Origin of the sequence: Streptomyces sp. NPDC056061, from assembly GCF_042266885.1 — a bacterium.
GTDB lineage: Bacteria > Actinomycetota > Actinomycetes > Streptomycetales > Streptomycetaceae > Streptomyces.
Window position 1 is genome coordinate 45,239 of the sequence record NZ_JBHJWQ010000038.1, and the last position, 10,900, is coordinate 56,138.

Annotated in this window: 11 protein-coding genes; 6 read left to right on the forward strand and 5 right to left on the reverse strand. The window is 73.2% G+C overall.

Annotated elements, in window-relative coordinates; translation table 11 throughout:
* Positions 1–77 precede the first annotated feature (77 nt).
* Positions 78–788, reverse strand: coding sequence for a TVP38/TMEM64 family protein (locus ACFC79_RS33745; protein WP_376248348.1), 711 nt, complete (start codon positions 786–788; stop codon positions 78–80).
* A gap of 404 nt (positions 789–1,192) precedes the next feature.
* Between ACFC79_RS33745 and tuf the strand changes: the two genes are divergently transcribed.
* From tuf to ACFC79_RS33760, 3 genes are all read left to right on the forward strand, one after another.
* Entirely contained in the window at positions 1,193–2,362 is a 1,170-nt protein-coding gene (gene tuf, locus ACFC79_RS33750) for an elongation factor Tu (protein WP_376248351.1), read from the forward strand.
* Between the two features lie 73 nt (positions 2,363–2,435).
* The gene (locus ACFC79_RS33755; RefSeq protein WP_376248354.1) at positions 2,436–3,281 is read left to right on the forward strand and encodes a patatin-like phospholipase family protein; all 846 of its coding nucleotides are present in this window, start codon (positions 2,436–2,438) and stop codon (positions 3,279–3,281) included.
* A 22-nt stretch (positions 3,282–3,303) separates the two neighbouring features.
* Positions 3,304–4,149 (forward strand): spermidine synthase, encoded by an 846-nt coding sequence (locus tag ACFC79_RS33760; RefSeq protein ID WP_376248357.1) that lies wholly within the window; start codon positions 3,304–3,306, stop codon positions 4,147–4,149.
* On the opposite strand, the gene ACFC79_RS33765 is transcribed toward ACFC79_RS33760, so the two are convergent.
* Positions 4,111–5,415: an MFS transporter gene (locus ACFC79_RS33765; protein WP_376248360.1), complete on the reverse strand. Its 1,305-nt coding sequence runs from the start codon at positions 5,413–5,415 to the stop codon at positions 4,111–4,113. The genes ACFC79_RS33760 and ACFC79_RS33765 overlap by 39 nt on opposite strands.
* Positions 5,416–5,514: 99 nt before the next feature.
* Positions 5,515–6,579 (reverse strand): hypothetical protein, encoded by a 1,065-nt coding sequence (locus ACFC79_RS33770; protein WP_376248363.1) that lies wholly within the window; start codon positions 6,577–6,579, stop codon positions 5,515–5,517.
* A gap of 176 nt (positions 6,580–6,755) precedes the next feature.
* On the opposite strand from ACFC79_RS33770, the gene ACFC79_RS33775 reads away from it, so the two are divergent.
* Together ACFC79_RS33775 and ACFC79_RS33780 are read left to right on the forward strand one after the other, a co-directional pair.
* Positions 6,756–7,193 (forward strand): DUF4442 domain-containing protein, encoded by a 438-nt coding sequence (locus ACFC79_RS33775; protein ID WP_376248378.1) that lies wholly within the window; start codon positions 6,756–6,758, stop codon positions 7,191–7,193.
* A 161-nt stretch (positions 7,194–7,354) separates the two neighbouring features.
* On the forward strand, positions 7,355–8,017 hold the full coding sequence (locus ACFC79_RS33780) for a DedA family protein (protein ID WP_376248366.1): 663 nt from the start codon (positions 7,355–7,357) through the stop codon (positions 8,015–8,017).
* Between the two features lie 146 nt (positions 8,018–8,163).
* Here ACFC79_RS33780 and ACFC79_RS33785 read toward each other — a convergent pair whose 3' ends face one another.
* On the reverse strand, positions 8,164–8,694 hold the full coding sequence (locus tag ACFC79_RS33785; RefSeq protein ID WP_376248369.1) for a gamma carbonic anhydrase family protein: 531 nt from the start codon (positions 8,692–8,694) through the stop codon (positions 8,164–8,166).
* Positions 8,695–8,848: 154 nt separating this feature from the next.
* On the opposite strand from ACFC79_RS33785, the gene ACFC79_RS33790 reads away from it, so the two are divergent.
* On the forward strand, positions 8,849–9,604 hold the full coding sequence (locus tag ACFC79_RS33790) for an acyltransferase (RefSeq protein ID WP_376248381.1): 756 nt from the start codon (positions 8,849–8,851) through the stop codon (positions 9,602–9,604).
* Between the two features lie 154 nt (positions 9,605–9,758).
* Here the strand turns inward: ACFC79_RS33790 and ACFC79_RS33795 are convergent, their stop codons facing one another.
* A complete protein-coding gene (locus tag ACFC79_RS33795) occupies positions 9,759–10,622 on the reverse strand; it encodes an aminoglycoside N(3)-acetyltransferase (protein WP_376248372.1) in 864 nt (287 codons plus the stop codon).
* Positions 10,623–10,900: the final 278 nt, after the last annotated feature.

The window sequence follows — 10,900 nt, forward strand, 5'->3', positions numbered from 1 at the left end:
GTATCGCCCCTGGATGAACAGGGGGGTGTGCACCCCGTGCAGGGAGCGGTCCCGCGGACCGATGCCGCGTACCGGAATCACTCGGCGAGGCGGTGCCGCCTGCGCCAGGCGACGACTGCCGCGCCGAGGCCCGTCAGCACGATGAACGCCATCGCGGCGAGGAAGACGGGCGACGACGGCGACGCGGCAGTGCTGCCCGCGATCACGTAGGCGGCGGTGTTCGGGACCGAGCCCAGCCCCGTCGCCGCCAGGAACGCCGGGTACCCCATGCGCGACACCGCCGCGCAGTAGTTGGCCGCCGCGAACGGCACACCCGGGAACAGCCGCAGCGCCAGCATCGAGCGGAAGCCGTGTCGGCTCAGCTGACCGTCCGCGGCCTTCAGCCAGCGGCCCCGCAGCAGCGTGCGGAGCGCGTCCTGCCCGAGCACCCTGCCCAGGGCGAACGAGACGCCCGCGCCGAGCACCGTCCCCGCGAGGGCGGCGGCCAGCCCCGCCTGCGAACCGAAGAGCGCCCCGGCCGCGACGTTGAGCAGCGGCCGCGGCACGAAGGCCACGGTGCACACGCCGTACGCCGCGCCGAACAGCAGCACCGCGATCGTGCCGCCGCTCAGCCGGCCCGGCCGGCCACCGGTCAGCAGCCGCTGCGGCTCGAACAGCAGCATCGCCACCGCGGCGGCCAGCAGCACCACGACGAGCAGCGACAACCGGGACCAGGGCGAGAGCAGCGCCCTCGTGCAGCGCGCGGCGAGGCCGTCGGCGGGCCGGGCGGCGGGGACGGGGTCGAGCATGCGGGGAGACTAACCGACGCCCGTACGTGATCGCCTCGGCGCGGACGGTGCCGCGGGAACGCCTGGCATCGTCCCGGTGAACGGGCGGCGCCCGCGCCCGCGCCCCTGCCCCGGCCGCCGTCCTCGCGGGAAAATCATTCGACGCCGCCGTGCGCCCCGGCCATCATCGGAGCCATGTTCCGGTACACCTTCCTCGCAGCGCGGTCCGCAGTCGCGGACGCGCCGAAGGCTGCCGCGAACCCCGTCACCGCATCGGCGTCCGCCGCAGCCGTGTGCGTCGCACCCGCGGCCTCCTTCGGCGGCGCCCGAAGCTGACCCTCCTCCGACAGTCCGGCGGACCCCGCAGGGGGAGGGTCGGCAGGGCCCTGGGGTCTTCTCTCAGCTTCGAATCCAAGGAACCAGTCATGCCCAAGACGGCATACGTACGGACCAAGCCGCACCTCAACATCGGCACCATGGGCCACGTCGACCACGGCAAGACCACCCTGACCGCCGCCATCACCAAGGTCCTCAGCGAGCGCGGAACCGGCACCTTCGTCCCGTTCGACCGGATCGACCGGGCGCCGGAGGAGAGCCGGCGCGGCATCACCATCAACATCGCGCACGTCGAGTACGAGACCGACACCCGCCACTACGCGCACGTCGACATGCCCGGACACGCCGACTACGTCAAGAACATGGTCACCGGAGCCGCCCAGCTCGACGGTGCCATCCTCGTCGTCTCCGCGCTGGACGGCATCATGCCGCAGACCACCGAACACGTGCTGCTCGCCCGGCAGGTCGGCGTCGACCACATCGTCGTCGCCCTCAACAAGGCCGACGCGGGCGACCCCGAGCTGACCGACCTCGTCGAGCTGGAGATCCGCGAACTCCTCACCGCGCACGGCTACGGAGGCGACTCCGTGCCCGTCGTACGGGTGTCGGGGCTCAAGGCCCTGGAGGGCGAGCCCCGTTGGACGGCGGCCGTCGACGCCCTGCTGGACGCCGTCGACACGTACGTGCCGATGCCGGTCCGCTACACCGACGCGCCGTTCCTGCTGTCGGTGGAGAACGTCCTGACCATCACCGGCCGGGGCACCGTCGTCACCGGGGCCGTCGAACGCGGCACCGTTCGGGTCGGCGACCCGGTCTCGGTGCCGGGCCCGGACATCGAGACCGTCGTCACCGGGCTGGAGACCTTCGGCAAGCCGATGGAGGCCGCGCAGGCCGGTGACAACGTGGCCCTGCTGCTGCGCGGGGTCGAACGCGACCGGGTCCGCCGCGGCCACGTGGTCGCCGCGCCCGGCAGCGTGACGCCGAGCCGGCGCTTCGCGGCGCAGGTGTACGTCCTGTCGGCGCGCGAGGGCGGCCGGACCACCCCGGTCACCACCGGCTACCGGCCGCAGTTCTACCTCCGCACCGCGGACGTCGTGGGCGACATCGACCTCGGCGCGGTGGCGGTGGCACGCCCCGGGGACACGGTCGACGTGACCGTCGAACTGGGCCGTGACGTACCGCTGGAGACCGGACTCGGCTTCGCGATCCGCGAGGGCGGCCGCACCATCGGCGCGGGCACCGTCACCGAACTGCTCTGACCACCGGCTGCGTCGGGCCCGCCTTCCCCACCCCGGGGGAGGTGGGCCGTGGGCCGTGGGCAAGACTGACGGCATGACGGATACAGCACTGGTACTCGGTGCCGGCGGAGTCACCGGCAGCGCCTGGGAGACCGGCATTCTGCACGGGCTCGCGGAGGCGGGCACGGACCTCACCACCGCCGACCTGATCATCGGGAGTTCGGCCGGCGCGGTGGTCGGCGCGCAGCTGGCCTCCGGGGCACTCGGCCTCCCGGAACTGTACGCACTCCAGGTCACCGATCCGCAGGGCATGACCGGCGGACGCCTCGGTGTGCCGACCCTGCTGCGCTACGCGGGGGCGGTGCTGTCGGCACGGACCCCCGAGGCGTACGGCCGGAAGCTCGCCGCGATTGCCCGGCGGGCCCGGCCCGGCATCACGGCGGAGCAACGGCGGGCCGCGATCGCCGACCGGCTCCCGTCGTCCGACTGGCCCGAGCGCCCGCTGCTCATCACCGCCGTCGACGCGGCCACCGGCGAACTCCACGCCTTCGACAAGGACGGCGGGGCGTCGCTCGTGGACGCCGTCACCGCGAGCTGTGCGGTGCCGGCCGTCTGGCCCGTCGCCACCGCCGCCGGTCGGGCCTGGATCGACGGTGGCGTGCACTCCCCGGCCAACGCACAGCTCGCCGAGGGCTACGGACGCGTCGTCGTCATCGCCCCGACGGCGAGCGGCAACAAGGTCATCGCCTCACCGCGCGCGCAGGCGGACCGGCTCGCCGCGCGGGGCGCCCGTGTCGAGGTCATCACCCCGGACGCGGCGGCGAAGCGGGCGTTCGGCCGCAACCCGCTCGACCCGAGCCGCATGGCCGCCGCGGCCCGTGCCGGGCTGGCCCAGGCGGCGGCGCACGCCGCCGCCGTCGCCGCGGTCGTGAGCACCTGATCCGGCACCCCACAATGGGGGAGTGAACGAGCCGATACCCGTCATCCGGGACGTGGACCAGGGCACCGCGAGACTCCTGCCCGATGTGGACCGGGACAGGGCCTGGCTGCTCACCGTCGACGGCGCGCCCCAGTCGTACGTCGACCTCGACGCACCGGAGCACCTCGAATTCGAGTACGTGCGACGGCTCGCCCACGTCGTGGACTGCGTCGCGGCACCGGGCGCGCCGCTCGACGTGCTCCATCTCGGCGGCGGCGCACTCACCCTGCCCCGCTACGTCGCCGCGACCAGGCCGGGCTCCCGGCAGGACGTCGCCGAGGCCGACCTCGGGCTGCTCGCGCTGGTCGCCGAACGCCTCCCGGTCGCCGACGACGCCCACATCGCCGTGCACGGCACGGACGCCCGCGACCGGTTGGAACGGACCCCGCCCGGCTCCGTAGACGTCCTGATCGCGGACGTCTTCGGCGGCTCCCGGGTGCCCGCCCACCTCACCAGCGTCGAGTACGCGCGGGCCGCACGCCGGGCACTGCGCGACGGCGGAACCTACGCCGCCAACCTCGCGGACGGTGCGCCCTTCGCCTTCCTCCGCTCGCAACTGGCCACCTTCGGGGCCGTCTTCGAGGAACTCGCGCTGATCGCCGAGCCGTCGGTGCTGCGCGGCCGCCGCTTCGGCAACGCCGTGCTCGTGGCCTCCCGGCACCCCGTCGACATCGCGGCCCTGGCCCGTCGCTGCGCGGCCGACGCCTTCCCCGCCCGGGTCGAGCACGGTCCGTCGCTCGACAGGTTCACCGGGGCCGCCCGACCGGTCGGGGACGGCGAGGCGGTCGCCTCACCCGAGCCGCCCGAGGGAGCCTTCCGGATCGGTTGAGAGCGGCCGGTCCGCCCCGCGGCCCGTCACGACCGCGGGGGCGTCGGCACGCGTCAGCCGGCGCACATCGGGAACGAACAGCACGGCGCCGGTGACCACCACGATCAGCACGGCGCAGCCCCACAGCGCCCGGTCCCGACCGATCAGGGACTCCACCGGGCCGGCGAGCGCGGTGGCGACCGGCATCATGGCCACCGAACCGAACCAGTCGTAGGCCGAGACCCGCGACAGCTTCTCCTCCGGGATCTCCTGATGCATGGTCGTCATCCAGGCGACCCCGAAGACCTCGATGGCGACACCGCTGACGAACATCACCACGCAGAGTCCGGTCACCGACAGCGGCACCGCGAGCCCGGCCGCCGGCAGGGCCAGCGGGAAGACGCAGAGGGTTCCGGCCAGCAGCATCCGCCGGGGCTTCCAGCGGGTCATCAACAGCGCCCCGCTGAGCGTGCCGGCGCCGAAGGCGGCGAGCGCGAAGCCCCAGGGCCGCGCGCCGCCGAGGTCGTCCCGGGCGACGAGCGGCCCGTACACCGATTCGGTGGCCCCCACGGCGGCGACCACCACGGAGAACTGGGCGACGATGCTCCACAGCCACGGGCGGCCGATGAACTCGCGCCAGCCGTCGCGCAGATCGGAGAACAGACCACCGCCCGGTTCCCGCGCGGGTATGTGACCGACGTCCAGGAAGGCGCGCAGCGCCCCGGCCACCGCGAAGGCGGCGGCGTCGACGGCGAGCACCCAGCCGGGGTCCATCGCCGCGATCATGGCACCGCCGAGCGCGGCGCCACCGATCGTCGCCCCCTGCACGGCCATCCGGAAGAGCGCGAAGGCCCGGCTCGCCCGTTCCCGGTCGACGCTCGACATCAGCATGCCCTCGGCCGCCGGATTGAAGAACGCCTGACCGGTCCCGCAGAGGGCGGTGAGCAGCATCATCTGCCACAGCTGCGGTTCACCGGCCAGCACCAGCCAGGCGAAGGCGGCCTGTGACACGCAGTTCAGGGCGTTCGCGGCGACCATCACCCGGTGGCGCGGCCACCGGTCGGCGACCGCGCCGCCGATCAGCAGGAAGAGCACGAGCGGCACGGCCCGGGCGGCGGCCACCAGACCGACGTCGCCGCCGTCGCCGCCCGTCTGCAGAACGGCGAACGCCGCCGCGATCAGGGCGCCGTGGGTACCGAGGCCCGTGATGACCGCGGCGGCGGTCAGCAGTCGGTAGTTGCGGCCCGAGGGGCGCGCGGGAAGTCCGGGAGCGGAGGCGGCAGTCACCACGGGACTATCGCCGCCGCGGCCCGGTCGCGCCACCGAATTATCCGGAGGCTGCGGGCAGCGCGTCGGCGACCGGCCGCCTCCCGGCCGAGGGAGGGGTCAGGAGGACGGGGCGACGTCCACCAGCCGTACGGTGCTCAGGATCTTCTCGATCGTGGCGTCCGGGAGTTCGTCCTTGACACCGGCGGCCCCGTACAGGACCCAGGAGGCGAACTCGCCCTTCTTGTTCTTGAAGGTGAACGCGATCGTCTTGCCGTCGGTCTCGCACTTCTTCCGCTTCGTGACGTTCGGAGCGGCCGCGGTGACGACCTGGCCGGTGAGTCCCGACTTGGTGGTGTACTGCTTGGCCGGCGTGAACGTGATGGTGCTCTGCGGCATGTGCTGCGCGTACGCGGCCCACGCCCAGGTGCCGGCCTCGCTGTGGGCGTTCTTGGCGGCGTCGGTGGCGCCCTGGGCGCCCCGGGTGCCCGCGCTGGCCAGGCTGTAGGTCTCCTGGGTGCCGTCCTTGTCGAAGTCGTCCACGCACCACTTCTTCTGGAGGTAGGACGGCGCGGAGAAGCCGATCAGCGGCGAACCGTCCCCCTTCTTCTCGTCCTCGAAGAACGAGAACGTGCCGGGGGTGCCGACCTCCCAGTCCCCGGGCACGTCGAACTGCGTGCCCCACTTGGGGTTGGTCACCACCTTCCAGCCCGCGATGAGGGGCTTGGTGTCCTCGGCGTCACGCGGGTTCGCCTCGGGCGAGGCGGTGGACTCGGAGGGGTCGGCCGACGCCGACGCGTTCTTGTCGCCGGCCACGTCCTTCTCCTTGTCGTCGTCCTTGTTCAGTACCACGACACCGGTGACGGCGGCCGCCACGACGACCGCGGTCGCCGCGACGATCGCGACGACGGTGGTCTTCTTCCTATTGCCGCCGGGCTCCGGAGCCCCCGGCGGACCGGGAACCGCGTACTGCGGAACGGTCGGCTGCTGGTACGGGTTCGGCTGCGGGTAGCCGGGCTGCTGGCCCTGCGGCGGGTACCCCTGAGGCTGCCCGGGCTGTCCCTGCTGCTGATATCCCGGTTGGTGGTAGGGATTCGGCTGCTGGTACCCCGGCTGCTGATACGGGTTCTGACTCTGGTCCTGCGGGTTCTGCTCGCCCCCGGGCGGCTGCTGTCCTGGCCACATGGCCAGTAACGATAGAGGGGTGGTGGCCGGTCTGCTACGCCCGCCCCCGTGAGCGGACGGTGCAGGGGACCCGGCAACGACGTGCGCGGCGGGGGGTCCGGCGACCCCGTACGGCGACGCCGGGATGGCCCAAGAGATTTACCGATGAGTAACATCAAGGCATGAGCGCTGATCAGATGACCGTCGGCGAGATGCTCGCCGCGACGGTTCCCATGGCCCGCACCCTGCGTCTGGAGTTCCTGGAGACGACCGCCGATCGTGCGGTCGTCCGGCTGCCGGACCAGGCCGAGTACCACAACCACATCGGCGGTCCGCACGCCGGCGCGATGTTCACGCTCGCGGAGTCGGCGAGCGGCGCGATCGTCCTCGCCGCCTTCGGCGACCAGTTGTCCCGTGCCGTGCCGTTGGCGGTGAGGGCGGAGATCGGTTACAAGAAGCTCGCCAAGGGCGAGGTCACGGCGACGGCGACCCTGGGCCGTCCGGCCGCCGACGTCGTCGCGGAACTGGACCGCGGGGAGCGGCCCGAGTTCCCCGTGGCCATCGAGATCCGGCGCGCGGACGGTGCGGTGACCGGTGAGATGACGGTGGTCTGGACGCTGCGTCCGCAGAACTGACATCCGGTCGCCCGCGCGGGGCCGCCGCTCCCTCCGGAAGGAGGCGGGCGGCGGCCCCGCGTCCGTCCGGATGGCGGGGGCGGCCCGACGGGTAGCATTCCCGCCGTGCGCCGAGGAGTTGACCGGCGGGCAACCGGAAATCGGCACAGGAGGAAGCGGCGTTGCACATCCAGGAATGGCTGGAGACCGTCCCCGCGATCAGCGTGTACGTCCTGGTGGGCGTCGTCATCGGACTGGAGAGCCTCGGCATTCCGCTTCCGGGCGAGATCGTCCTGGTCAGTGCGGCGCTCCTGGCTGCCGGGCACGACGGAGTCAATCCCTGGATCCTGGCGGCCTGCGCGTCGGTGGGCGCGGTCGTCGGCGACTCGATCGGCTACGCCATCGGCCGCAAGGGCGGGCGCCCCCTGCTCGTCCGGCTCGGCGGGAAGTTCCCCAAGCACTTCGGCGAGAGCCAGATCGCCATGGCCGAGCGTTCGTTCCAGAAGTGGGGCATGTGGGCGGTGTTCTTCGGCCGTTTCGTCGCACTGCTCCGGATCTTCGCGGGTCCGCTGGCCGGTGTGCTGCACATGCCGTACTGGCGGTTCCTGATCGCCAACGTGCTCGGCGGGATCGTCTGGGCCGGTGGCACCACGGCCGTCGTCTACTACGTGGGAGTCGTCGCCGAGGAGTGGCTCAAGCGGTTCTCCTATCTCGGCCTGGTGGCGGCGGTGCTGGTCGGCGTCACCTCGATGCTGGTGCTGAGGAGCCGGGCCGAGAAGGCGGCGGCCCGGGTCGCGGCGGCCGTGGCGTCACCGGACGCGGGGGCGGCGCCGGCCGCGGACTGACCGGTCGTGCGGGCCGGGCCGCGGGGCGGTGCGCTCCGCGGGGCCCCGGGCGCGCCGGTCGACCGCGATGCGTCGCGCCCGGGACTCCCGGTGGGCGTCCCGGGGCCGTCGCGCTCCCGCGCCTCGTGAATTCCTCCGCAGGGCCCTCAGCCCTCGTGCGCCCGGCGGTGTGTCCGGGCCAGCCCCACGTAGGCCGCCGCGTTGAACCCGATGCCTTCGAGTTCCTCCTCGGTCAGCCGGCGCCTGACCTTGGCGGGTACCCCCGCGACCAGCGATCCCGGCGGAATCTGCATGCCCTGGGGGACCAGCGCCTGGGCCGCGATCAGCGAACCGGCCCCGATGCGCGCGCCGTTGAGCACCGTGGCCCCCATGCCGACCAGGACGTCGTCCTCGACCGTGCAGCCGTGGAGCACCGCGTTGTGCCCGACCGTGACGCGATCGCCGACCGTGACGGGGAATCCGGGGTCCACGTGGACACTGCAGTTGTCCTGGATGTTGCTGTCGGCGCCGATCACGATGGGACCGCAGTCGGCGCGCAGCACGGCGTGGTACCAGACGCTGGAGCCCGCCGCCATCGTGACCTCTCCGATCACGACGGACGTCGGCGCGGTGAAGGCATCCGCGTCGATCTCCGGCTCCGTGCCGTTGATTCCCGTGACCAACGCCTGCTCTGCCATCGCCCGTTCCTCCGTGTTCGGATGGTGCGCGCCCGTGGATGCCCGATCGCGTCGGAGGAACGGTATGCGACGGGCGGCGGCGCACCGGCGAGTGGGGTGAACATCACAGGTGGTCGCGGTGATCGAGGCCCACGCCGCCGACTACCGTGTGCGGGTGCCGAAGAACAGGAACACGTTCTCCTCCCTCGCCGCCTGGCGGCGGCGCGTCGTCTCCCGAGCCGTCCACCGTGGCTGGCGCTGGGTGCGCGAGGCGGGCGCGGTCACCGCGGAACACCCCGGCGGACTGCGGTTCGGCCGGATCGGTGCGGGCACCCGGCTGGCCTTTCCACAGGGCACCGTCTTCGGCGAACCGTGGATCGAACTCGGCGCCCACTGCGTGATAGGCGAACAGGTCACGCTGACGGCCGGACTCATGCCCGACCTGGACCTCGGACCGGAGCCGATCCTGACCCTGGGGGACGGAGTCGTGCTCGGCCGGGGCAGCCATGTCGTCGCCGACACCAGGGTGACCATCGGCTCGGACACCTACTGCGGGCCCTACGTCTACATCACGTCCACCAACCACAGCTACGACGATCCGCACGAGCCGATCGGACGGCAGTGGCCCCGCATGGAACCGGTCGCCATCGGACCCGGCTGCTGGATCGGTACCGGTTCGGTGATCCTCCCGGGGGCCGTTCTCGGCCGCAACGTGGTGGTGGCCGCGGGCGCGGTGGTGAGGGGCGAGGTGCCCGACCACGCCGTGGTGGCCGGCGCCCCGGCCCGGGTCGTGCGCAGCTGGGACCCGGAGAAGGGGTGGCAGCCCCCGTTGCGCACCCCCGCGCCGGTGCCGATACCCCCGGGGGTCACCCCCGCGCAGTTGCTCGCGCTGGCGGATCCGGGCGAGACACCGGGGCCGTCCGGCGGCTGAGCACGAACGGGTCCGCCCCGACCGGCCGCGAGCGGCACCGCACGGGCCGCATCTCCCTGCCGCGATCGGCTCGATCCGTCGCCCCGCCCGTCGCCCCGCCCGTCGCCGGGGCCGGGGCCGGGGGCAACGGCAACCGACGGGAGCACGCCGTCCGTCAGCCGTGCACGGGGACGTGCCCGTGCGGCCGGGCCGGGCCGTCCGTACCGGCCCGGTGCGACGGCAACCAGCGGGAGGCGAAGTCGACGGCCTCGGCCAGTGCGAAGAGCCGACTCGTCGACGAACCGACCGGACCGGTCCGTACGGCCGTGCCGCCGTCCGAACGGGCGAAGTCCTCACCCAGCACGGCGAAGTCGCTGTCGTCCAGGGCGACGTCCTCGTACTCCCACCACTGTCGCCGCCCCCCGGTCCGCACCACGCAGCGGTAGTTGCGCCGCGGCGGGGACGGCACCCGGTACTCGCCCAGGTGGAACGCGGTACAGGTGTCGAACCCGGTGCCCAGCATCAGCACCTGGGCCCGCAGCTCGTGGAGACGGGCCAGCGGCGAGTCCTCGCCGAGATGGCAGTCCGCCCGGTGACCGGCCACCACCCTGCGGGACAGCCGTCCGAGCGCCGCGAAGGATGTCTGCGGGTGGTCGCTGCGCAGCGCGCCGTCGCTGAGCCGCACGGTCTCCGAGAGCCGGCCCATCGACGTCGCGGCCGACGTCGCCGGGTCGAAGGGCGGCATGCTCGCCCGCACGGCCTCCCGCTCCCGGTCGCTCAGACCACGCACGCGGCTGCGATAGTGCGGGGAGGTGTCGGAGTTCTCCGGGGTGAACGACGGGACCACGAGCGTGCCGCGCGGGCCGAGCGCGTCCCGCAGGGCCCCCACCACCGCCCGCACCCCACCGCTCACCGGGCCCACCGCGCGCATCGAGGCGTGCACCAGGAGGACACCGCCCCGCTCCAGGCCGAGCGAGGACAGCTGACCCGCGAGCCCCGCTCGGCTGTGGCGGACCGTCGGCGCAGTCGTAGTCGTCACGGCCGGTCATTCTCCCAGCCGCGTGTCGCGTACGACACCACGCACACCTGGACGGAGGGTGAGGCTCCGGTGCGGGACCCGTACCGGGGCCCCGGCCGCGGAAGCCCCCTGGGGGCTGTCCCGCAATCCGTCGCGCGCCCGGCAGGGATTACGGGACAGCTCTCAGCGGCTCAGCGCGGGGATCTCGATCGCGGGGCACCGGAGGTGCGCCTCCCTAGGTACAGTGTGATCGAGGAGGAACTACTCCGTAGGGGTGGCAATGCAGCAGAGAGAAGACG

What these genes read in the sequence shown, in the direction of transcription:
- ACFC79_RS33745 (WP_376248348.1), bottom strand. Translation starts at nt 788, where the DNA reads ATGCTCGACCCCGTCCCCGCCGCCCGGCCCGCCGACGGCCTCGCCGCG.
- ACFC79_RS33755 (WP_376248354.1), top strand. Translation starts at nt 2,436, where the DNA reads ATGACGGATACAGCACTGGTACTCGGTGCCGGCGGAGTCACCGGCAGC.
- ACFC79_RS33770 (WP_376248363.1), bottom strand. Translation starts at nt 6,579, where the DNA reads ATGTGGCCAGGACAGCAGCCGCCCGGGGGCGAGCAGAACCCGCAGGAC.
- tuf (WP_376248351.1), top strand. Translation starts at nt 1,193, where the DNA reads ATGCCCAAGACGGCATACGTACGGACCAAGCCGCACCTCAACATCGGC.
- ACFC79_RS33775 (WP_376248378.1), top strand. Translation starts at nt 6,756, where the DNA reads ATGACCGTCGGCGAGATGCTCGCCGCGACGGTTCCCATGGCCCGCACC.
- ACFC79_RS33785 (WP_376248369.1), bottom strand. Translation starts at nt 8,694, where the DNA reads ATGGCAGAGCAGGCGTTGGTCACGGGAATCAACGGCACGGAGCCGGAG.